The organism is Amycolatopsis sp. NBC_01307, assembly GCF_035975215.1.
Taxonomy (GTDB): Bacteria; Actinomycetota; Actinomycetes; order Mycobacteriales; family Pseudonocardiaceae; genus Amycolatopsis.
Window position 1 is genome coordinate 10,313,302 of the sequence record NZ_CP108403.1, and the last position, 21,896, is coordinate 10,335,197.

At 71.4% G+C, this 21,896-nt stretch carries 16 protein-coding genes and 1 pseudogene; 5 read left to right on the forward strand and 12 right to left on the reverse strand.

Features of this window, described 5'->3' with window-relative positions:
* Positions 1-3: 3 nt before the first annotated feature.
* The 5 genes and pseudogenes from OG439_RS46590 to OG439_RS46605 all read right to left on the reverse strand — a co-directional run bounded on the left by OG439_RS46590 (position 4) and on the right by OG439_RS46605 (position 4,276).
* Positions 4-660, reverse strand: coding sequence for a FadR/GntR family transcriptional regulator (locus OG439_RS46590; RefSeq protein ID WP_326946727.1), 657 nt, complete (start codon positions 658-660; stop codon positions 4-6).
* A gap of 2 nt (positions 661-662) precedes the next feature.
* Positions 663-1,697, reverse strand: coding sequence for an ABC transporter permease (locus tag OG439_RS46595; RefSeq protein WP_326946728.1), 1,035 nt, complete (start codon positions 1,695-1,697; stop codon positions 663-665).
* The gene (locus tag OG439_RS50525) at positions 1,694-2,509 is read right to left on the reverse strand and encodes an ATP-binding cassette domain-containing protein (protein WP_442792362.1); all 816 of its coding nucleotides are present in this window, start codon (positions 2,507-2,509) and stop codon (positions 1,694-1,696) included. Before OG439_RS50525 ends, OG439_RS46595 begins: the two co-directional genes overlap by 4 nt.
* Before the next feature lie 207 nt (positions 2,510-2,716).
* Positions 2,717-3,187: pseudogene (locus OG439_RS50530) on the reverse strand (ATP-binding cassette domain-containing protein); the annotation flags it as partial.
* 114 nt (positions 3,188-3,301) lie between these two features.
* On the reverse strand, positions 3,302-4,276 hold the full coding sequence (locus OG439_RS46605) for a substrate-binding domain-containing protein (protein WP_326946729.1): 975 nt from the start codon (positions 4,274-4,276) through the stop codon (positions 3,302-3,304).
* Positions 4,277-4,657: 381 nt separating this feature from the next.
* Between OG439_RS46605 and OG439_RS46610 the strand changes: the two genes are divergently transcribed.
* Positions 4,658-5,791 carry a CapA family protein gene (locus OG439_RS46610; RefSeq protein ID WP_326946730.1) on the forward strand — a complete coding sequence of 378 codons (1,134 nt, stop codon included), beginning with the start codon at positions 4,658-4,660 and terminating at the stop codon, positions 5,789-5,791.
* Positions 5,792-5,899: 108 nt separating this feature from the next.
* Here the strand turns inward: OG439_RS46610 and OG439_RS46615 are convergent, their stop codons facing one another.
* The 3 genes from OG439_RS46615 to OG439_RS46625 form a co-directional block, all read right to left on the reverse strand.
* Entirely contained in the window at positions 5,900-6,928 is a 1,029-nt protein-coding gene (locus tag OG439_RS46615; protein ID WP_326946731.1) for a family 2 encapsulin nanocompartment cargo protein polyprenyl transferase, read from the reverse strand.
* The gene (locus OG439_RS46620; protein WP_326946732.1) at positions 6,928-8,316 is read right to left on the reverse strand and encodes a family 2B encapsulin nanocompartment shell protein; all 1,389 of its coding nucleotides are present in this window, start codon (positions 8,314-8,316) and stop codon (positions 6,928-6,930) included. The genes OG439_RS46615 and OG439_RS46620 overlap by 1 nt, the downstream gene beginning before the upstream one ends.
* 178 nt (positions 8,317-8,494) lie before the next feature.
* Positions 8,495-9,907: a family 2B encapsulin nanocompartment shell protein gene (locus tag OG439_RS46625; protein ID WP_326946733.1), complete on the reverse strand. Its 1,413-nt coding sequence runs from the start codon at positions 9,905-9,907 to the stop codon at positions 8,495-8,497.
* A 483-nt stretch (positions 9,908-10,390) separates the two neighbouring features.
* Between OG439_RS46625 and OG439_RS46630 the strand changes: the two genes are divergently transcribed.
* The 3 genes from OG439_RS46630 (at position 10,391) to OG439_RS46640 (ending at position 14,247) form a co-directional block, all read left to right on the forward strand.
* Positions 10,391-11,155, forward strand: a complete 765-nt coding sequence (locus tag OG439_RS46630) for a bestrophin-like domain (RefSeq protein ID WP_326946734.1) — start codon at positions 10,391-10,393, stop codon at positions 11,153-11,155.
* A complete protein-coding gene (locus OG439_RS46635) occupies positions 11,152-12,495 on the forward strand; it encodes a DUF6923 family protein (protein ID WP_326946735.1) in 1,344 nt (447 codons plus the stop codon). Before OG439_RS46630 ends, OG439_RS46635 begins: the two co-directional genes overlap by 4 nt.
* A gap of 183 nt (positions 12,496-12,678) precedes the next feature.
* Positions 12,679-14,247 (forward strand): esterase-like activity of phytase family protein, encoded by a 1,569-nt coding sequence (locus OG439_RS46640; protein WP_326946736.1) that lies wholly within the window; start codon positions 12,679-12,681, stop codon positions 14,245-14,247.
* 3 nt (positions 14,248-14,250) lie between these two features.
* On the opposite strand, the gene OG439_RS46645 is transcribed toward OG439_RS46640, so the two are convergent.
* Positions 14,251-15,267, reverse strand: a complete 1,017-nt coding sequence (locus tag OG439_RS46645; RefSeq protein ID WP_326946737.1) for an autoinducer 2 ABC transporter substrate-binding protein — start codon at positions 15,265-15,267, stop codon at positions 14,251-14,253.
* 295 nt (positions 15,268-15,562) lie between these two features.
* Between OG439_RS46645 and OG439_RS46650 the strand changes: the two genes are divergently transcribed.
* On the forward strand, positions 15,563-16,018 hold the full coding sequence (locus tag OG439_RS46650) for a DUF4396 domain-containing protein (RefSeq protein ID WP_323332394.1): 456 nt from the start codon (positions 15,563-15,565) through the stop codon (positions 16,016-16,018).
* A gap of 36 nt (positions 16,019-16,054) precedes the next feature.
* On the opposite strand, the gene OG439_RS46655 is transcribed toward OG439_RS46650, so the two are convergent.
* The 3 genes from OG439_RS46655 to OG439_RS46665 form a co-directional block, all read right to left on the reverse strand.
* The gene (locus tag OG439_RS46655; protein ID WP_326946738.1) at positions 16,055-17,290 is read right to left on the reverse strand and encodes a glucuronyl hydrolase; all 1,236 of its coding nucleotides are present in this window, start codon (positions 17,288-17,290) and stop codon (positions 16,055-16,057) included.
* Positions 17,291-17,531: 241 nt separating this feature from the next.
* Positions 17,532-18,752, reverse strand: a complete 1,221-nt coding sequence (locus OG439_RS46660; RefSeq protein ID WP_326946739.1) for a hypothetical protein — start codon at positions 18,750-18,752, stop codon at positions 17,532-17,534.
* Positions 18,753-18,961: 209 nt separating this feature from the next.
* Positions 18,962-21,895, reverse strand: coding sequence for an AfsR/SARP family transcriptional regulator (locus tag OG439_RS46665; protein ID WP_326946740.1), 2,934 nt, complete (start codon positions 21,893-21,895; stop codon positions 18,962-18,964).
* Position 21,896: the final 1 nt, after the last annotated feature.

Below are 21,896 nucleotides of genomic sequence, written 5' to 3' on the forward strand. Positions count from 1 at the left end.
GTGTCAAGGTGCCGGTGAGCGGTACGGCGCAACGGTTTCCAGCAGCCGGCGCGACGCGGATTCGGCCCCGTCGGCGTTCTTCGCCAGCACCAGCGTGAGCACGCGGGAGTGCGCGACGAGCTCCAGCGGCTCGCCGTGCGCCCGCAGAGCCGCGACGACGGGCACCTGTAGCTGCGCGATGAGCGCGTTGCCGGAAGCGCGGATCAAGGCTGCGTGGAACTCCGAGTCGGCGTCGTGGAAGGCCGCCGTGTCCTGGCGTTCCACCGCGTCCGCCATCAGTTCGTAGGCCGCGGCCATCGCCGAGAGCTCGCCCGGGCGCCGGTGGTGCGCGGCCAGCCGGGCCGCCTGTGGCTCGATGGTCAGCCGCAGCTCCAGCAGCTCGTGCAGGTGCTTGCGGCCGTCGGGCCCGTTGACGCGCCAGGCGATGACGTCCGGATCGATTGCGTCCCACGACTCCGGCGGCAGCGTCCACGTGCCGACGCGCGGCCGCGCGGTCACCATGCCCTTCGACTCCAGTACGCGCAGCGCTTCGCGGACCACCGTCCGGGATGCGGAGAAGCGGCGTCCGAGTTCCTCGGGGACGAGCGGCTGCCCGTCCCCGAGGACGCCTTCGACGATGAGCCTGCCCAGCTCGTCCACTATCCGAGCGTGGAGGTTCACCGCTACTCGGGCAGGCCGACGCGGCGCTCTCCGCTGCGCAGCTGCTGCAGCACGACGGCGATCACCAGCAGGGCGCCGTGCGCGACGTTCTGCCAGAACGGGTTGATGCCGAGCCCGGACATGCCGTTGTCGAGCACACCCAGGATGATCACCGCGAGCACGGTGGAGATGATCGACCCGCGCCCGCCCTTGAGCATCGTGCCGCCGAGCGCGGCTCCGGTGACGGCCTGCAGCTCCAGGCCCTCGGACCCGGACACCGGCTGGCCCGAGCCGGTGCGCGCGGTGATCAGGACGCCCGCGACCGCCGCGACCACGCCGGCCAGCGCGTAGACGCCGATGATGTACCGGTTGATGTTGATGCCGGCCAGCCGCGCGGCGGTGTCGTTGCCGCCGATCGCGTAGACGTTGCGGCCGATGTCGGTGTACTTCAGCAGGAAGTGCAGCGCCGCCGCGACGATCAGGAACACCCACACCAGCGACGGCAGGCCGAGGATGGCGCCCTTGGCCAGGAAGATGAACAGGTCGTCGCCGCCGGTGTAGCCCTGCGACTTGCCGTCGGAGATGACCTGCGCGATGCCCTTGTAGGTGGCCAGCATGGCCAGCGTCGCGACCACCGGGTTGACCCGGCCGAAGATGATGATCATGCCGTTGACCAGGCCGCAGACGATGCCGACGCCGACCGCGGCGAGGATGCCGACCTCGGCGTTGCCGGACGAGGTGAACACCATCGCCGAGACGACCGAGGCGAGCCCCGCCATCGAGCCGACCGAGATGTCCAGCGCGCCCAGGATGATCACCAGCGTCTGCACCAGGGCGAGCAGCCCCATGATGGTGATCGCGCTGCCGATCAGCAGCAGGTTGTTGGTGCGCAGGAAGTTGTCGTTCAGGATGCTCAGCAGCACGATCAGCGCGACGAGCGTGATGATCAGGCTCGAGTTCTGCACGCCGATGCCGGTCAGCACCCGGCGGACCACCGAGGGCTGCTGCGGCGCGGCCGGCTCCGAGGGCATGGCTTTCTCCTGCGTCGGGGTACTCATGCGCCGATCTCCTGCTGCTCTTCTACTGCGGGTTCGGTTTCGGGGATGGCGAGGGTCAGCACGGCTTCCTCGGTCGCGTCGGCACTGGCGATCTCGCCGGCCAGCCGCCCGGCGCGCATCACGAGGATGCGGTCGGCCAGCGTCAGGACCTCGGGCAGGTCGGACGAGATGACCAGCAGCGCGATGCCCTCCGCGGCGAGGCCGTCGATGATCCGGTAGATCTCGGCCTTGGCGCCGACGTCGACGCCGCGGGTCGGCTCGTCGAGGATCAGCAGCTTCGGCCGCCGCGCGAGCCACCGCGCCAGGACGGCCTTCTGCTGGTTGCCGCCGGACAGTTTCCGGACTTCCTGCTCCATCGACGGCGTCCGCACACGCAGCTCGCGGATGTACTCCTCGACGAGCGCGCGTTCCTTCGCGCGCTTCACCACGCGGAAGCGGCGAAGGCGGTCGAGCACGGAGATGGAGATGTTGTCGCGCACGGACCGCTGCATCAGTAGCGCGTCCGTCTTGCGTTCTTCGGGCGCGAAGCCGATGCCCGCTTTGACGGCGTCGCCGGGGTTGCGGGCGCGCAGCCGTTTCCCGGCGAGCTCGATGGTCCCCGAGCGGATCGGCAGGTCGGCGACGATCGCGCGGGCCAGCTCGGAGCGGCCCGCGCCGACCAGCCCGGCCAGGCAGACGACCTCGCCCGCGCGGACCTGCAGCGAGATGCCGGTGACGTCGTCGGTGGTCACGTCGTCGAGCTTCAGCACGACTTCGCCGGTGTCCTGCGTGACACGGCGTTCGAGCGCGGACAGGTCGCGGCCGATCATCATCCGGACCAGGCTGGCTTCGTCGGTCTCCGCGGCCTGCTGGACGCCGACGAGCTTCCCGTCGCGCAGCACCGCGACGCGGTCGGCGAGCCGGAAGATCTCCTTCAGCCGGTGCGAGACGTAGACGACGGCGACGCCGTTGTCGCGCAGCCGCCCGATCAGCCGGAACAGCGCGTCCACCTCGTGTTCGGACAGCGACGACGTCGGCTCGTCGAAGGCGATCACCTTCGGCGGGGTGTCCGCGGTGAGCACGCGCAGGATCTCGACGATCTGCCGCTGGGCGGCCGAGAGCGCGACGCCGAGCGTCGCCGGGTTGAGCACGCCTTCGAAGCCGTACTCGGCGAGCGCGTCCTGCGTCGCCTTCAGCAGCGTGCGGCGGTTGAAGACCCGCGCCTTGGCGGGGAGTTCGCCGACGAAGACGTTCTCCGCCACCGAAACGTGCGGGATGATCTCGGGTTCCTGGTAGATCACGCGCACCCCGGCGGCCATCGCGGCGCGCGGGGTGTCGAAGGTGACCTCGGTGCCGTCGAGCAGCAGCCGGCCGTCGTCGGGGCCCTGGTCGCCGGAGAGCACACGCAGGAGCGTCGACTTGCCAGCGCCGTTCTCGCCCATCAGCGCGAGCACCTCGCCGGAGCGGAACTCCAGCGAGACGTCGTCGAGGGCGGTGACCCCGGAGAAACGCTTGCCGATGCCCTCGACGGCGAGCGCGGGAGCAGAGCTGGACATGATCGCCCTTCGAGCGGTGGAACCCGTGCCCGTCACTTTCACGTGAAAGTGACGGGCACGGGAGTTCGGTCAGGTGCAGTTGACGCCGGCCTGCTTGTAGTTGTCCTTGTTGACGATCGTGGTCTTCGCGATCGTCTCGGCGGGCAGCTCCTTGCCGTTCTTCACCTTGTCCACCAGCACCTGGATCGCCGAGCGGCCGACCTCGGCGCCGGAGATGTAGAGCGCGGACTTGTTGCCGGTATCCTTGCCGGCCGCCCAGTCCTTGCAGGTGAGGTACGCGCCGAGGCCGACGCCGATGATGTTGTTCGCCTGCACGCCCGAGTTGGCCAGCGCCGTCACGACACCGGTCTCGTTCTCGTCGTTGCAGCCCCAGACGACCCAGTGCTTGACGCCCGGGTTCGAGCCGATCACCGCGCCGGAGCGGTTCTGCGCGTCGACCGGCGAGTTGTCCGTGCCGACGTCGATCACCGGGATGCTCGGGTCGCCGGCCTTCGCGAACGCGGACTTGGCGGCGTTGACGCGGTCGGTGCAGACGCTGAGGTCCTGCTTGTAGGCGCTGATGATCTTGGTGTCGGCGGCGGTCCAGCCTGCGGCCTTGAACAGCTTCCCGGCCTCGGTGCCGACCGAGTCGCCCATCTGGCTGCCGTTGAAGCCGACGAACGGGGCCTTCGCGCCGGAGCCGTCCTTGATGACGTCGTCCGAGGCGATGATCGGGATGCCCGCGCTCTTCGCCTTGTCGATCACCTGCGGGCCGATGGCCTGGTCGGGGACGACGATGGCGACGCCGTTGGCGCCCTGCGCGACCGCGGCGTCCAGTTCGGTGATCGCCTTGTTGGCGTCCTGGCCGAGGTTGACGACCTTGAGCTCGACGCCGAGCTCCTTCGCCTTCTCCTGCGCCCCCTGCGCCTGCTCGACGAAGTACTGCTGGTCGCCCTGTTTCTGCAGGTAGTACAGCGTGATCTTGCCGTTGGCGGGCGCCTGCTGCGACGCCGGTGCTTCCGTCTTGCCGGAGGAGCAGGCGGCCAACATGGCACCGGCAATCAAACAACAACCAACAACGCCCCAGGTCCGTGACCTGTGCGGGTATGTGGACATCGAGTGCTCCCATGGGGGCCGGGGGTGAGTGTTGCGGGCGCGTGAACGCCGTGTGACTCGTATTACAAGACACTCGTTCGGGTGACGTCAAGACGCTCCGGCCTGGCAGTTAGCGGAGCGAGATCTACTCTGCGTGATCGCCGTGTCGCTCGGGCCCGGCCATTAATCGTATTAATTACCGCTCGACCTGCGCGTTGTCCGGTAGCTGTCCGGTGTGAGTGTTGTGATCGGTGTTGTCGACTGTTGCGCTGGTTGACGGAGGACGTCGCCCCCGAGATGTCGGATTCGCCCGACTGGGAGGATGGCCGGACCACGTCACAAGGGGGATCGATGCCGAGCTACCGCGTCGCCGTGCTCGCCGGGACCGCCGTCCTGCTGGTCGCCTGCAGCAGCCCGCCGCAGCAGGGCCCGGCGCCGACGCCGTTCCCGGAGTCGTCGTCGGAGGAGGCTTCTTCGGCTCCGCCGCCCGACGGGTCCTTCAGCGTCGTCGCGACCGGCGACGTCCTGATCCACCCGGCGCTGTCGGACCAGGCCGAGGCCGACGGGCACGGCAAGTTCGACTACCGGCCGCTGCTGGCCGGGATCAAGCCGCTGATCTCCGGCGCCGACCTCGGCATCTGCCACCTCGAGACGCCGCTGGCGCCCGAAGGTGGGCCCTACAGCGGGTACCCGTCGTTCAGCGCGCCGCCGGAGATCGCGGCCGCGATCAAGGACACCGGGTACGACACCTGCTCGACGGCGTCCAACCACACGATCGACCAGGGCGCCGGCGGCGTCGAGCGGACCCTGGACGCGCTCGACGCGAACGGCCTCAAGCACACCGGCTCGGCCCGCTCGGCGAAGGAAGCGGCGACGCCGCTGATCCTGGACGTCCACGGCGTCAAGGTCGCGCAGGTGTCCTACGCCTTCGGCTTCAACGGGATCAAGGTGCCGGCCGGGAAGCCGTGGCTGGCCAACCAGATCGACGTCGACGACGTCCTGGCGGCGGCGAAGAAGGCGCGCGAGGCGGGCGCGCAGGTCGTGATCGCGAGCCTGCACTGGGGCGTCGAGTACCAGCACGACCCGACGGCCGAGCAGCGCAGCCAGGCCAAGAAGCTGCTGGGATCGGCCGACATCGACCTGATCGTCGGCCACCACGCGCACGTGGTGCAGCCGTTCGAGAAGGTGGGGGACAAGTGGGTGGCCTACGGCCTCGGCAACAGCGTCGCCCGCCACTCCGACCCGCGCGGCGACACCGAGGAGGGCGCGGCGGCCCGGTTCCGCTTCGTCCGCGACGGCGACCGCTGGAAGGTCGACAAGGCCGAGTACGTCCCGACCCTCATCAAGCTGGACACCCCCATCCGCCTTCTCGACTTGTCGACATCCCCGGCGTCAACGCAGGTCACGAAGGCCCTGTCCGACACGGACAAGAACATCCTGTCGCTGGGAGCCGACAAAGACGGCCTCACCCGCCCCGGCAAGTAACCCGTCACTCACGTGATCGGAGACGGAACTGGCGTGATTGAAGCCGGAACTCGCGAGTTCCGGCTTCAATCACGCGAATCACGGGTCTGGTCACGCGAGTGACGGGTTTCAGTGGGTGCGGGTGGTGATCAGGCGGGCCAGGGTGGCTAGTTCGGCGCCGGCGCGGGGGTTCGGGTTCACCGCGGCCAGGTCGCGGAGGCCCTTGGCCAGCAACGCCTCGGCCTGGGCCTGGCTCCACTGGCGGCCGCCGGCCTCGTCGACGAGCGTGGCCGCGCGAGCCAGCGAAGCGTCGTCGAGCGGATCCGCTTGCGCGTAGAGCTCGGCCAGCTCGGCGCCCGCCGCCGTGCCGGAGCACAGCGCCGTCACGACCGGCAGCGACTTCTTGCGGTTCTGCAGGTCCGAGTACACCGGCTTGCCGGTGACGTCGGGGTCGCCCCAGATGCCGAGCAGGTCGTCGATGTGCTGGAACGCCAGCCCGATCGACCGGCCGAACGCGCCCAGCCGCTCGGCGTCCTCGGGCTTTCCCTGCCCCGCCAACGCACCGAGCGTGCACGCCGCGCCCAGCAGCGCCGCCGTCTTGCCCTCCGCCATCCGGACGCACTCGCCCGGGGTGACGTCGTCGCGTTGCTCGAAGCCGAGGTCCGCGGCCTGGCCGTCGAGCAGGTCGAGCACCCCGGCCGACAGCAGCCGGGTGCTCGCGACGCCGCTCGGCGCGAGCAGCTCGAACGCCAGCGACAGCAACGCGTCCCCGGCGAGCACCGCCGGCCCGGTGCCGAACACCGTCCACGCCGTGGCCCGGTGCCGCCGGGTCGTGTCGCCGTCCATGACGTCGTCGTGCAGCAGCGAGAAGTTGTGCACGAGCTCGACCGCGACGGCGGCGGGGACGGCGTCCGCCGCGTCCCCGCCCACCGCCTCCGCGCACAGCAGCACCAGCGCCGGGCGCAGGGCCTTGCCGCCGTCACCCCGCGTCGGCTCGCCGTTCGCGTCCCACCAGCCGAAGTGGTAACCCGCGATCCGCCGCATCGACTCCGGCAGCCGCTCGGCCGCCGTCCGCGTCGCCGCGTCGACCAGGCTCTTGCTCCAGGTCAGGACGTCGGAGAGCGGCCGGGCCGCGGTGCGCGTGTCCAAGGTCGTCATCAGCGCCCGACCTCGACGTCGCCGAGCACGCCGAGCGCGTCCGGCACCAGCACGGCCGCCGAGTGGTAGGCGCTGACCAGGTACGACGTCACCGCGCGCTCGTTGATGCCCAGGAACCGCACGTTGAGGCCCGGCTGGTACTCGTCCGGCAGCGACGCCGGCCGCAGCCCGATCACGCCGGCGTCGTCCTCGCCCGTACGCATCGCGATGATCGACGTCGTGCCCGCGTCGGTGACCGGGATCTTGTCGCTCGGCAGGATCGGCACGCCGCGCCACGCGCTCACGCGCCGGCCGTCGAGGACCGTCGTCGCCGGGTAGAGCCCGCGTGCGGTGCACTCGCGCCCGAGTGCCGCGATCGCGCGCGGGTGCGCCAGGAAGAACCGGGTCTTGCGGCGGCGGGTGAGCAGTTCGTCCATGTCGTCCGGCGTGGGCGGGCCGCTGCGGGTGGTGATCCGCTGCTTGAGGTCCGCGCTGTGCAGCAGCCCGAACTCGGTGCTGTTGACCAGCTCGTGCTCCTGCCGTTCCCGCAACGCCTCCACGGTGAGCCGCAGCTGCTGCTCCAGCTGGTTCATCGGCTGGTTGTAGAGGTCGGTGACGCGGTTGCTGACGCGCAGGATCGTCTGCGCGACGGCGAGGTCGTACTCCCGCGGCGACGGGTCGTAGTCGACGTAGGTGCCGGCGAGGATCGGCTCGCCGTCGTGGCCGGCGGACAGGTCGATGCTCGCCTCGCCCCGGGCGTTCTGGGGTTTGCGCTCCCGACCGGCCATCTCGGCGACGTGCGCGCGCAGCGACTCGGAGCGGCCGTTGAGCCGGGCGTACGCGGCCACCGGGAGGATCAGCGCGATCACCCGGGTCTTGGCGCGGGCGGTGAACTTCCACGTCGCGTCGTCGCGGGCGAGCAGGTCGGCGCCGAAGTGGTCGCCGTCGGTGGCGGTGCCCAGCAGCGTCTCGTCGCCGTACTCGCCGCGGCCGTGCTGGGTCACCTTGCCGTGCGCGATCAGCACCAGCGTGTCGAGCGGGTCGCCGGCGGTCGTGATCGTCGCGCCCGGTTCGTACTCGCGCTGCTCGAAGGCGTCGGCCAGCGCCGAGAGGGCCTGCTCGTCGCCGAACCCGTGCAGCAGCTCGAGCTCGGTCAGCTCGGCGGGCACCACCTGGACGCGGGCGCCGGTGTTGAAGAAGCTGAGCTTGCCGTCGCCGATGGTGTAGGTCAGCCGCCGGTTGACCCGGTAGCTGCCCGCCGGGACCTCGACCCAGGGCAGCTGCGAGAGCAGCCACCGCGGGGTGATGCCGCGCATCTGCGGGAGCGACTTGGTGGTGGTGCTGAGCGTGCGGGCCGCCTGGGTGCCGAGCGACAGCTGCGGCGGCGCCGGTTCTTCGGTGACTGTCAAGGTTTCACGCGCCGATCGGGTTCTGGGGCTTCAGGAGGACGGGCGCCCGCGGGCTTCGGCACGATCCGGGCGGCGGCCGTGCCCAGGCCCGTCGGCCCGAAGGCCGACGGGGGGAGGCCGGAGCCCGGACGCGGGGGCTCCGCGTCCGGCTTCCGGGGTGGCGTGGCGGGTTCGGGCATCAGCCCTCCCGGCCGATCTCGGCGCTCTCCAGGACGGCGAGCGCGTCCGGCACGAGCACCGCGGCGGAGTAGTAGGCGCTGACCAGGTAGGAGATGATCGCCTGCTCCGAGACGCCCATGAAGCGGACGTTCAGGCCCGGCTGGTACTCGTCGGGCAGCCCGGTCTGGTGCAGCCCGACGACGCCCTGGGACTGCTCGCCGGTGCGCATCAGCAGGATCGAGCTGGTGCGGGTCTCGGTGACGGGGATCTTGTTGCACGGCAGGATCGGGATCCCGCGCCACGCCGGCACCTGGTGCCCGCCCATGTCGACGGCGTCCGGGTAGATCCCGGCCTTGCTGCACTCGCGGCCGAACGCGGCGATCGTCTTCGGGTGGGCCAGGAAGAACCCGGGGTCCTTCCACACCAGCGAAAGCAGGTCGTCGAGGTCGTCCGGCGTCGGCGGCCCGGTGCGGGTCGGGACGCGCTGGGCGAAGTCGGCGTTGTGCAGCAGCCCGAAGTCGGTGTTGTTGATCAGCTCGTGTTCCTGGCGCTCCCGCAACGCCTCCACGGTCAGCCGCAGCTGCTGCTCGATCTGGTTCATCGGCTGGTTGTAGAGGTCCGCGACGCGGGAGTGCACCCGCAGCACGGTCTGGGCGACGCTCAGCTCGTACTCGCGCGGCGAGCTGTCGTAGTCGACGAACGTGCCCGGCAGCGCCGGTTCGCCGTCGTGGCCGGCGGAGAGCGTGATCTCCGCTTCACCGTGGTCGTTGCGGGCCGACGCGCCACCGGCGACGAAGGCGTCCAGGTGGGCCTGCAGGGTCTCCGACCGGTCCCGCACCTCCTGGAACACCTGGCGCGGCAGGCTCAGCACGGTGCACCGGGTGACGGCCTTCGCCGTGAACTCCCAGATCCCGTCGCTGCTGATCAGCGAGCCTTCGCCGAAGTAGTCGCCGTCGGCCATCGTGCCGAGCACCGTCTGGTCGCCGTAGGCGCCGGTGCCGACCTTGGTGATCTTGCCGTGCGCGATGAGGAAGACGTGGTCGGCCTGGCTGCCGAACTCGACGAGCGCGTCACCCGGCTCGTACTCGTGCTGGCCGAAGCGGCTCGCCAGCTCGTTGAGGACCTCTTCGTCGTCGTACCCGCGCAGCGGCGCGAGCTCGCCGAGCTCCGGCGGGATCACGCGCACCTCGGCGCCGGTCGTGGTGAACGTGACCCGCCCGTCGCCCACGGAGTAGCTCAGCCGGCGGTTGACGCGGTAGGCGCCGCCGGAGACCTCGACCCACGGCAGCAGCTTCAGCAGCCACCGCGACGAGATGCCCTGCATCTGCGGGACGGACTTCGTCGTCGTCGCCAGGGTCCGGGCCGCGGCCCGGCCGAGGCTCAGAGGTGCCTGTTCCGCGGTCGCGGAGTCCACCGGGTCGGTGACAGTCACAGCGAGAACCACCCATTCGTTCGGAGTCGGTGCGCGCCCGCCCTGCGGCGCGCGGAGTTGTGACCTGCGATTTTCGATAATGCGCGGTTGACGGCGCCGCGAAATCAACATATCAACCGGGCGGAGCCGCACAATGACACGATCGGGTCACCGGGATATTCAGCGGGCCCCGGTCCGCCCATTCCGGACACCTGCCGGCGGGGTGTCGGCCACAGTTGGTCACGACGGGTGCCCGCGCGTCACTCGGTCGGGAAAGTTCCCTGCTCGTAAGGGGAATTCGGAGTAGCGCCACGCGGTGGCGAGACGGACCCCGGTGCCGGTCGACTGGGCCGAACCGGCGATAATCGGAGCGCGGGTGCGGCCACTCGGATGATTCCCACAATACCAAGTTGTCCGCCCGGAAATGGCTGACTAACTTGAGCGGGTCCGGTTGCGGAATTCACCGGGCGGCGCGTCCCGCGTTCGGCGGGTGAAAGGACTCGGATGAACATCTTCCTGGCCGGCACTCTGTGGGTGGTCGGCGCGGCGCTCGTCGGCGCCGTGATCGGGTACCTGGTCCGGCGGTTCGGCTGGGACGAGGGGCGGGCCGACAACAACGACGCGGCCGGCCAGGTGTTCACCATCGTCGGCGGGCTGCACGCGGTGCTGATGGCGTTCGTGCTGATCTCGCTCTACGACTCGGTGGGCGGCGCGACCCAGGACGCGCAGACCGAGGCCGACAGCCTCGTGGCGGCCACCTGGGCCGCCGACGCGCTCCCGCCCGACACCGCGGACCGCGTGCGCCAGCTCGCCACCGCCTACTCGCAGACGGTCGAGCAGCAGGAGTGGCCGCGCCTGGCCGACGGCGGCGCGATCCCGGCCACCGGCTGGACGCAGCTGGACCAGATGCGCCAGGCCGTCGCGGCCGCGAACGTCGACGGCGACTGGCAGATCGACCGCAAGACCGAGGCGAGCAACCAGCTCTGGTCGGTGTACCAGTCCCGCACGCAGCGGCTGAACAACGCCGGTGGCGGCGGGGTGGGCGCGGTCGTCTGGTTCGCGCTCGTCCTCGGCAGCATCATCACGGCGATCCTGCTGCCCAACCTCTTCGGCGGCACCCGGCTCGCCGCGCACATCATCATCGTATCCACGCTGGCCGGCACGATCACGTTGCTGTTGTTCGCGATCTACCAGCTGCAGAACCCGTTCAGCGGCGGCGCGAGCATCCCGCCGGACGCGTTCAAGTCGGCGCTGGAAAGGCTGGCTTGACCGGCGGGAGGGCCCGCTGGGCGGCGATGCTCGGCGTCGCCGCGGTGGTTTCGGCACTGCTGGCGGCGACGGGGTGGCTCGCTCCTTCGTCGCCGAAGCGCCCGGCGGCCCCGGCCCCGAACGGCTGCACGATCCTGCAGGCCGAGAACGAACGCAGCGGCGCGCCGACGACGTTGCGACTGCTGTCGCTGCCCGACGGCCTCACGAAACGCCTGACCGAGGTCGGGTACTGGATCAACGCGATGGGCTACGCGCCCGCGCAGGACGTGGTGTACGGCGTCGCCGACGGCACCCGCGCCGGCCGCTACCACGACGGCGCGCACGCCGTGCGCATCAGCCGGACCGGCGCGGTCACCGACCTCGGCGTGGTCGGCAAGGCGGGCACGCCGCACCCGGTGTGGAGCCAGGTCACCGGAGCCACCGCCGGCGTCGTGGCCGGAAACCGCTGGTACGTCCGGCAGAACAGCGATCTGTACACAGTGGACGTCGACCCGGCGAGCGCCGACTACGTGCGCGTCGTGCACCGGACGTCGCTGCGGCCGGTGTCGCTGGCCGACGGCGTCGACGACTTCGCCTACGACCCGGCGGACGGGCTGCTGTACGGCGTCTCGACGTCGTCGCGCGGCGACAGTTCGGTGGTGACGGTCGACCCGTCGTCCGGCAAGGTCGCGGTGGTGCCCGGCCTGCAGCTGCCCAGCGGCGGCGCGTACGGCTCGGTCGTCCTCGGCCCGGGCGCGATCTACGCGACGGCCAACCACGAGGGCCGCCGGAGCGTGACGTACCGCCTGCCCCGCGACGGCTCGGGCCCGGCGGTCGAGATCTCGACCGGCCCGGTGCTGGCCAGCGGCGACGCGGCCGGCTGCTACGCCGAGGCGGCGGTGCCCCCGCCGCCGCCGCCGACCGAGCCGCCGCCGAACACGCCGCCGCCCACCGAGCCGCCGCCCAACACCCCGCCCCCGAACACGCCCCCGCCGAACTCGCCCCCGCCCAACAGCCCGCCGCCCAACTCGCCGCCGCCGAACCCGCCGACGCCGACCCCCACGCCGAAACCGAAGCCGAAGCCACCGCCGGAGCAGCCTCCGCCGTCGCAGCCGCCACCGGTGGAGGAACCGGTCGCGCCGCCGCCGCCACCGACCGCGTCACCGCGGGAAGAGCCCACGACGGCGCCGCCGATCCCGGCGCCGCCGACGAAGAAACCGCACGCCGTCCCGACGAAGAAGGCCGAACCCGTGGCGCAGGACACCGCCGTGCGGACGAAGGAGAAGCGCCGCTGGGGCCTCACGACGCTGATCCTGGTGCTGGGCGCCGGAGCGGTCGCCGCGGCCCGCCGCCACCGCTAGCGCTGTGCCCGGGGTCGTGAGTGGTAATGCGGGTTAGAACCCTCATTACCACTCACGACGAGCTGCGACAGACCACCCGCCGGCACCGTTAACGCCACGGTCTCCTCGAAGACGGGCGTTGTCCACTTCGGCCACTCAGACTCCTCCTCCGGCGCAGTCACGCGCCGGAGGAGGAGAAAACCGATGAAGCGGGTACGAATCGCCCTGGTGGCCACGGTCCTGGCGCTGCCGCTGGCCGCCGCGGGGCCGGCCTCGGCGCACGAGCACGGGCCGCGGGCGAAGGACGACCATTACCGCGTCCGCGCGGGGCAGACCCTGCACGACGACGTGCTCGGCAACGACCGCGGCGCCACCGCCGTCGTCCGGCACACCGCGGCCGCGCACGGCAGCGTCACGATCGGTGCCGACGGCGCGTTCCACTACACCCCGGCACCTGGCTTCCACGGCCGTGATTCCTTCACCTACACCGTTTCCGACGCGGTGAAGCTCTACCCGACCGCGCTCAAGCCGCTGGCCACGATCGGCGGCGTCCAGCTCAAGGGCGGCGCGTACGGCTCCGCGCTGACCCCCGTCCCCGGGAACCGCGACGAGTTCTACGGCCTCACCGACCGCGGCCCGAACGTCGACGCGCCCGACGGCGGCAAGATCGAGCCGCTGCCCGCGTTCACCCCGGCCATCGGGAAGTTCCGGCTCCACGACGGGAAAGCCGTGCTGGAGAAGACGATCCCGCTGCGCGCCGCGGACGGCACGCCGTACAACGGCCAGGTCAGCCCGCAGGCCGACACCGGCGAGAAGATCGTCGACCTGAACGGCAACGTCCTGCCGAAGTCGGCGGACGGCTACGACTCCGAAGGCCTGGTCGCCCAGCGCGACGGCACGTTCTGGGTGTCCGACGAGTACGGCCCGTTCATCACGCACTTCGGCCGCGACGGCCGGGCGCTCGAGCGGCTCTCGCCGTTCGACGGCTCGCTGCCGGCCGAGCTGAAGTACCGGGTGCCGAACAAGGGCATGGAAGGCCTCGCGCTGACCCCCGACGGCCGGGCGCTCGTCGGCGTCATGCAGTCCGCGCTGCAGCAGCCGGACCTGACGAAGAAGCCGGGCAACGTCACCACGCTGCGGATCGTCACCGTCGACCTGCGCACCCGCGCCACGCACGAGTACCTCTACCTGCTCGACGACCCGGCCACGACGGGCACCGCGGTCAGCGAGATCACCGCGCTGTCGGCGACCCGCTTCCTGGTGGACGAACGGGACGGCAAGCTCGAACCGGGCGCCTACAAGAAGCTCTTCGAGATCGACCTGGCCGGTGCCACCGACGTCGGGCCGCGGGCGGCGGGCTACGACGCCGTCAAGGGTGGCGTGCTGGTCGGCGGCAAGAGCATCGACGCCTACGTCGGCAAGGACACCACCGCCGACGCGATCAGGGACCTCGCCGCGGCCGGGATCACGCCGGTGAGCAAGAAGCTCTCGCTCGACCTCGGCGCGCTGGTGACCGGCCTCGACCCGGCCGGCGGCTTCTTCGGGCACGACAAGGTCGAGGGTGTCGCCACCACCGACGGCGGCCGGACGCTGGTCATCAGCAACGACAACGACTTCGGCATCGACGGCGTGACGAACGCGGCCCCGCCGTACGCGCTGCACCCGAAGACGCTGCCGGACGGCCGTCAGGACGACGGCGAGTACCTCGCGGTCGACACGACCAGGCTCCCGGCGGTCACCAGCACGGCGACGGTCACCATCGACGTCCGGTAGCGATCAGTACTTGAACTGGTCGACGTTGTCGGCGGTGATGAGCAGCGGATCGCCCAGCAGGACGGTCTTCGACGGGGCGTCGTACTTCACCGCCGGCAACTCCAGGCTCACCCTGTTGACCGGGCTCAGCGGCTTGCCGTCGGCGACCTGCTTGGCCGTCCACGCGGTCAGCCAGCCCAGCGACTCGACGTTCCACAGCACCGACTGCGAGCACGAGCCGTCGAGCAGGTACGGCTTGATCGACTGTGGCGTGCCGACGCCGACGGTGAACACCTGGCCGATCTTCTGCTGTTCCTTCACGGCCTTCGCGACGCCCGGCGCGGACGTCGTGCACTCGCCGACCAGGCCGGTCAGGTCGGGGTAGCGGGCCATCAGCTGCTTGGCCAGCGCCGTCGCGGCGTCCTCGTCCTCCCCGGCGTAGACGGTCTCGACGATCTGGGCCTTGGGGTAGTGCGCGGCCGTGTACTCCTTCTGGACCGAGATCCAGCTGTTGAGGTTCGCCGCGGCCGGGCCGCACGAGACGATCGCGTACTTGCCGGCGCCGCCGGTCTTCGCCATCAGCGCGTCGGTGACCGCGGTGCCGATGCCCTCGGCGCTGGACTGGTTGACGAACACCTCGCGCTGCGTGCCCGGCGCGTCGGTGTCCGAGGTGAGCACGTGGATGCCCTTCGCCCGGGCCTCGGCGATCACCGGCGCGAGCGCGGCGGGGTCGTTCGGCGCGACGACGATGACGTCGACCTTCCGCGCGATCAGCGTGCGCAGGATCGTCACCTGCGCGGCCGGGTCGACCGACGCCGGGGCGGTCATCGTCCACTCGGCACCCAGCTGCTTCGCGGCCTCCATGCCGCCGCTGTTCATCGCCTCGAAGTACGGGATCTTGGCGATCTTGGGCACGAACACGATCCGCGTCGGTGCCGGTGGCGGCGTGCTGCCGAGCTGTTCCGAGCAGCCGCCGAGCGCGAACGCCACGCTCAACAGCAGCGTCGCGATCAGCCGGGACGTCCTCGTCGGCCCTCGCATCCCCACCCATTCCTCACTGCTTCGGTGACGGTCTGCGCGCGGTGGAGACCCACGGCGAACGTAGGGCCCCGGGTAACTGTGGTCAACGGGATGTGCGCAAAGGGTTACGAAAGTGAGTTCTACCTGGCGGCTTTCCGGCGGGAGAACGCCTGGTCGGCGGTGTTCGCTACGCTGAGCGACACTTGATAGCACTCTGGGTAGCACGGCGGCGAGCCGGACGTCGCTGTGCGTGCTCGCCCGCGGTGTGGCCGGCGAGACAAGCACGTCGATACCCCTTGGGGGTATAGTCGCAGGCATGAGCGAACAGCACGGGGCTTCGTGGGCGACGGCGGTTCAGGCGACGGTGCACTGCCTGACCGGCTGCGCCATCGGTGAGGTGCTCGGCATGGTGCTGGGCACGGCGTTCGGCCTGCACAACGCGGCGACGGTGGTCCTGTCGATCGTGCTGGCCTTCGTCTTCGGCTACGGCCTGACGATGCGCGGCGTGCTCAAGTCGGGCCTGGACCTGGCGGCGGCGTTCAAGGTCGCGCTGGCCGCGGACACGGTGTCGATCGCGGTCATGGAGGTCATCGACAACACGGTGGTCGTGGCGATCCCGGGGGCGATGGACGCGGGCCTGGCCAGCGTGCTCTTCTGGCTTTCGCTGGTGCTCTCGCTCGCGATCGCGTTCGTGGTGACGGTGCCGGTGAACAAGTGGATGATCGGCCGCGGGCTCGGGCACGCGAAGGTGCACGCCCACCACCAGCACTGACGGCCTCGGGGAGGTGGCGGCCTCCCCGGTCGGGTCCTACCGGCTCGACAGGTCGACGGCGCGGTCCACCTTGGCGCGGTCGAGCACCCGCAGGATGCCTTCGAGCAGGTAGTAGTCGGCGTACGGCAGCGAGATCTCGATGCCGTCCTCGGCCGGGCGGTTGCGGGTGCAGCGCGCGACCGTCGCCTCGGCCCGCGTCGACTTCGTCGTCAGGCACGTCTTCGACGTCGCGTCGAGGATCCGCAGCGCGCTGTCCCGGTACTGCGGGCGGTGCGTCTGCTCGGCCAGGTCGAGCAGCCCGCACGCCATGACCACGCCGGCGGAGGCGTCCTTGATGTCGTTCGGCGCCTGCGGGGCGAGGTAGTCCCACACTGGCACGTTGTCGGGCGTGAGCCGCGACAGTGCGTAGTCCGCCAGGCGCCGGGCCGTCGTCAGGAACTCCTTGTCGCCGGTGCGCCGGTAGATCGTGGTGAACCCGTAGATCCCCCACGCCTGCCCGCGCGACCAGCACGACGTCGGGCTGTAGCCCTGCACGGTGTTCTGCCCGATCGGCGCCCCGGTGACGGGGTCGAAGTCGAACACGTGCGGCGTCGAGCCGTCCGGGCGGACGAAGTTGCGCTGCGCCGTCTTCGCGTGCGCGATCGCGACGTCGAGGTACTGCGGGTCCCCGGTCTGCTTGCTCGCGAAAGCCAGCAGGTCGAGGTTCATCATCGTGTCCATGATGACGCGGCCCGCGTCCTTCGGGTCGGTCAGCGCGCCCCAAGCGCGGATGAACTTCCCGGCCGGGTTGAAGCGCTTGATCAGCGACGCCGCGGCCTGCACCGCGCCGGCCCGCCACTTCTCGTCGCCGGTGAGCCGCCACGCGGTGACCCACGACGGGTAGAAGAGGAAGCCGAGATCGTGCGTTCCGGTGTCGAACTGCCGCGGCGCGAGTTTGTCCGCGGACGCCAGCGCGAGCGTCTTGAATTGTTCGTCGCCGCTGTGCAGGTACGCCAGCCACAACTGACCGGGCCAGAATCCGCCGACCCAGTCGCCATTCTGCGAATATGCCCATTTCTCGAACTTCGTGCCGGTCGGAAACGCGGTGACCCCGGGGGCCACGGCGCGGAGCTTGGCCACCGCGTAGTCGGCCGCTTGGCGGAGCGTCCGGGTGACGGTTGCCTGGTCGACGGCAGCAGGGGTACTCGCCGACGCCGTGGTGGAGGTGCTGGCACTCACCGCCACCGCGGCACCGGCCGCGGTGGTCAGCAGGGTTCTCCGGGTAACGCTCACAAGGTGCCCGCCATTCCGTGTGGGGAAATGCTCCAGGTGCCGGAAGTTTTACACAACGGACATGTGCTTGTACACCCGGCGGATAGTCGTTCACGGTTGTGAATTGATGTCCCGGAGAGCGGAATACACACTGCGCGAAATGGGCGAAGGCCCGGCGGGGGATGCCGGGCCTTCGCTGTTGTCGCGGGGGTGAGGGCAGTCAACCACGCGACGATCAAAGCTCACTCGAGCCGCGGGCCGCTCAGCAGTGCGGGGCGACCGGGCTGTCGGAGCCGGTCTGCAGGTACGTGTCCGACACGTAGTGGCCGGCGCCGATGCGGTCCCAGATGTTGCTCGTGCCGAACTTGCCGGTGACCGTGTCGCCGGTGGTGTAGCACTCGATCGTCACCTTGGCGTAGTTCGCCGCGAGGCCCTTGACCGCCGCCGACGTGCTGGCGCTCGCCCGGACGTTCAGCGGGTCGCCCGCGGTGCCGACCACGCCCGTCGGGCCGGAGCCGGTCCACAGGTACGTCACGTTCACGTAGCCGTTGTCGGACATGCCGAGGCCGTCCCAGAACACGCCGTCGGCGAGGTCGATGCCCGCCGGGTTCAGGACCGTGCGGCCCGAGTCGTCCTTCTTGCCGTTGTAGCCGTCGAGGTAGGCGGCCTGCGCTTCGGGCTTGCCCTGCGGCAGGTCCTTGAACTCCGCGCGGACCGACGCCGGGTTCCAGTAGTCGTCGTGGATGTTCCACGGGCCGACCTCCCACACCGGCGCGTACTCGCACTTGCTGCCGTCGGTGCGGCAGACGCGCGCGGTGTAGTTGCCGGTGCCCTTGGGGGACACGGACTTCACCGACGGGAACGAGACGAAGTGGTCGTGGCTGACGATCTTGTGGCCGTTGGCGGTGGTGCCGCCGACCAGACCTTCGCGGGTGCCGTAGACCTTGTAGGTCAACGGCGTCGTCGCGGCCAGCGCGTCGACCCGCGGGACGGAGTCCGCGCTGAGCGCGACGCTCCGGACGGCCGGGGCGACGCCGTCGGTGGTGCTGTGCAGGCTGATCCGCACCTGCACGGAACCGACGCTCGCCCCCAGCGCCGTGCCCGCGGGCGTCCACTCCGTCCAGTCGTTCAGCCCGGTGCGGCCGCGGACGTCGACCTCGACGCTCGTGCCGGCCGGGACGTCGGCGCCGACCGCCGCGCTGACGCGGTCGGCCGGCCCGCTCAGCGCGTGCTCCGGCAGGAGCAGGCTGCCTTCGCTGCCCGCGAAGACCCGCGCGGTTCTGTGCCACGCCGGGTCGGCCAGCGTGAGCGTTCCGCCCGCGCCGGTGACGTTGACGTCGTCGCCGTCCACAGTGGACAGGTCGGCGGTCCAGCCGTTCGCCGCCGCGGTCGCCGCCTGGGCGGGGGCTCCGGCCAGCGCCGTCACCGCTCCCGCGGCCAGTACCGCCGCGGTCACGCGGCCGGTCTTCCTGATCCGGATCATCCCCGGTCTCCCTTCGCCCTCGTTCACTCGAACGTGGCAAAGCCTGGCGGGGGCCCATACATGATCCGTACAAAGTCACTCGCAGGCGAATCGGCCGGCGCGGAATGCCCTGAAGGTGCCCCTCATGGCTTGGAATGCCCTGAGGGTGCCCCTCATGGCTTTGAACGCCCTGAAGGTGCCCCTCACGGCAAGCGGCAGGTGGCGAGCGGTCAGGCGGAGACGGTGTGCGGGGGTTCGGCGGGCGGCGCCGGGTCCGGCGGCCGCGTCGACAGCTCGTGCCAGAGCGCCAGCGCGCGCTCCGAGTACTCCCGGGACCGGTCCGGCTGCGCCAGGGCCTGGTGCAGCTCGCCGAGCAGCTGCGACACCTCCGCCTCCGAGCGCCGGTCGCCGTTGCGGCGGTGCACCGACAGCGAGTTCACCAGCAGCAGCTGGGCGTGCGCGAAGTCGCCGCTGTGCAGGCACAGCTCGCCGAGGTTCTGGTTCGCGTAGCCGACGCAGTGGTCGTCGCCGAGCTCGGTGAAGATCGCGATCGCCCGGTCGACGTGCTCGCGGGCCGCGGCCAGGTTGCCCTGGTGCTGGTGGAGCAGGCCGAGCCGCTTGAACGCGTGGGCCTCGCGGTGCCGGTCGCCGATCGCCGCCGACAGCTCGAGCGCGTCGGTGAACCAGCGCTTCGCCGCCGCGTAGCAGCCGCGCGACATCCAGACCGCGCCCGCGCTGATCCGGGCGACGGCCTCGCCGTGCCGGTCGTCCGCCTCGGCGAACACCTTCAGGGCCTCGTGGCAGTGGTCGAGCGCGCGGTCGCCTTCGCCCTCGATGCGCAGGATGGTGGCCAGCCCGGTCAGCGCGATGCCGACGCCCTGGGCGTCGCCGACCCGCTCGAACAGCGCCTTCGACTCCTCGAACGCCACCCGCGACCGGGCGTATTCGTCCTGGTAGAGCAGGTACTGGCCGACGTTGCGCTGCACGATCGCCTCGGCGCGCAGTGAGCCGGTGAGCCGGGCCGAGGCGAGCGCGATGGTGTGCGTGCTGTGCCAGTCGTCCTGGTGACCGCGCAGGTCGAAGTACGGCGTCAACGCGGACGCGAGCTGCCAGGCCAGGTCGTCGAACCCGTGCCCGGCGGCCAGCGAGACGGCCGCGACGCTGGTGGGCCGCTCGGCCGCGAACCACGCCGCGGTCTCGGGCGGCAGCACGTCCGCGGGCAGCTGCGGCCGGGGCAGCTCGTCGTCGCGGTACCTGCCGAAGAAGTGGATCGGCATGAGCCGCGCGGCTTCGAGCGCGAGCGCGAGGTAGCCCTCCAGCACGCGCCGCAGCCCCGCGCGCGTCTTCGCGGGATCACTCTGCTCGGCCAGCTCCACGGCGTACACACGCAGCAGGTCGTGCAGCCGGTAACGCGGCTGCCCGGCGGCGTCGGAGCCGACCAGCTCGACGAGGTGGCCGTCGACGAGCACGTCGAGCACGTCGTCGGCCTCGCGGCGGCCCAGCACCGCGGCGACCGCCCACGCCGGGAACTGCACCGGCCCGAGCAGCCCGAGCCCGCGGAACGCCGTCGCCGCCGACAGCGGCAGCAGGTCGTAGGAGAGCGTCACGCTCGCGCGGACGGCGAGGTCGCCGACGCGCAGCTCGTCGAGGCGCCGGCGTTCGTCGCGCAGCCGGTCGGCCAGCAGCCGCAGCGTCCAGCCCGGCCGGTGGGTGAGCTTCGCGCCGGCCACCCGGATCGCCAGCGGCAGGTGCCCGCACTGGCGCAGGATCGCCGCGGCGCTCTCCGGTTCCGCGGCCACGCGCTCGGCGCCGACGATGCCCTCCAGCAGCCGCGCGCCGTCGGCCTCGGGCAGCAGGTCGACGTCCACCGGCTTCGCCCCGGCCAGCCCGGGCAGCCGCAGCCGGCTGGTCACCAGCACCGCGCACGCGCCGGCACCGGGCAGCAGCGGCCGCACCTGCGCGGCGCTGCCGGCGTCGTCGAGCACGACGCACATCCGCCGCCCGGCCAGCCGGGACCGCAGCAGCGCGGCCCGTTCGGCCGGCTCGCGCGGCAGGCCGGCGTCCGGGATGCCCAGCGCGTGCAGCAGTTCCGCGAGCACGCCCATCGGCGCCCGCGGTGACGACGACGTGCCGGCCAGGTCGACGTGCAGCTGCCCGTCGGGGAAGTCATCGCGGACGGCGTGCGCGACGCGGACGGCGACCGCGGACTTGCCGACGCCGGGCGCGCCCGAGAGCACGATCACCGCGGGCGCGTTGCGCTCGGCGCGCTCCTTCATCAGCGCGACGACTTCGCGGATGACGTCGTCGCGGCCGGTGAAGTCCGGCAGGTCCAGCGGCAGCTGGCAGATCGGGGTGAGGTCGGCGGGGCGCGTGGCAGGCACGCTTTCGGACACCACCAGCGTCGCGCGCAGCTCCCGCAGCCGGGCGCCGGGTTCGGCACCGAGCTCCTCGCGCAGCACCCGCCGGGCCGCGTCGAACGCATCGATCGCGTCGGTGGTCCGGCCCGCGGCGCGCAGCGCGACGATCAGCTGCGCCCAGAGTTCTTCCCGCAGCGGGTGTTCGGTGACCAGGCCGCGCAGCTCGGCGACGGCCTCGCCGCCGCGGCCCAAGTCGATCCGCGCGCGCAGCCGCTGTTCCTGCACCGAAAGCCGCAGCTCGGCGAGCCGGGCGACGGTCGCGCCCCAGCTGTGGTCGTGGGGGAGCCCTTCGAGAACTTCGCCGCGCCACAGGCCTTCGGCGCGGTCGAGCACCGTGAGAGCGCTTTCGGCGTCCCCGCGGTCGAGCGCTTCCCGCGCGTCGCCCGCCGCCGCGGTGAACGCGAGGTGGTCCAGTTCGCCGGGCGACGCGGTCAGCAGGTAGCCGGAGGCCCGGCTGCTGATCCGCTCGCCGAGGCCGGGGTCGATCTCGGCGAACCGCCTTCGCAGCGAATGGACGTAGGTCCGGATGTTCGCCGCGGCCGAGCGCGGCGCCGAAGCCGGCCACAGCACCTCCACCAGCACCTCGGTGGACACGACGACGTTCGGCTGCAGCGCCAGGGCGGCCAGCAGCAGCCGGGGCTTCGGGCCACCGAGGGCGATCACCCGCCCGGCGGCGGTGACCTCCAGCGGCCCGAGGACGCGGATGGTAAGCGAGGTGGCCTCAACCTGCCCGATGAGTTCCCCCATG

Excerpts from the sequence above, each read along its gene's own strand:
- OG439_RS46650 (WP_323332394.1), top strand. The coding sequence starts at position 15,563 with ATGAGCGAACAGCACGGGGCTTCGTGGGCGACGGCGGTTCAGGCGACG.
- OG439_RS46660 (WP_326946739.1), bottom strand. The coding sequence starts at position 18,752 with ATGATCCGGATCAGGAAGACCGGCCGCGTGACCGCGGCGGTACTGGCC.
- OG439_RS46645 (WP_326946737.1), bottom strand. The coding sequence starts at position 15,267 with ATGCGAGGGCCGACGAGGACGTCCCGGCTGATCGCGACGCTGCTGTTG.
- OG439_RS46615 (WP_326946731.1), bottom strand. The coding sequence starts at position 6,928 with ATGACGACCTTGGACACGCGCACCGCGGCCCGGCCGCTCTCCGACGTC.
- OG439_RS46665 (WP_326946740.1), bottom strand. The coding sequence starts at position 21,895 with ATGGGGGAACTCATCGGGCAGGTTGAGGCCACCTCGCTTACCATCCGC.
- OG439_RS46640 (WP_326946736.1), top strand. The coding sequence starts at position 12,679 with ATGAAGCGGGTACGAATCGCCCTGGTGGCCACGGTCCTGGCGCTGCCG.
- OG439_RS46630 (WP_326946734.1), top strand. The coding sequence starts at position 10,391 with ATGAACATCTTCCTGGCCGGCACTCTGTGGGTGGTCGGCGCGGCGCTC.
- OG439_RS46610 (WP_326946730.1), top strand. The coding sequence starts at position 4,658 with ATGCCGAGCTACCGCGTCGCCGTGCTCGCCGGGACCGCCGTCCTGCTG.
- OG439_RS46595 (WP_326946728.1), bottom strand. The coding sequence starts at position 1,697 with ATGAGTACCCCGACGCAGGAGAAAGCCATGCCCTCGGAGCCGGCCGCG.
- OG439_RS50525 (WP_442792362.1), bottom strand. The coding sequence starts at position 2,509 with ATGATGATCGGCCGCGACCTGTCCGCGCTCGAACGCCGTGTCACGCAG.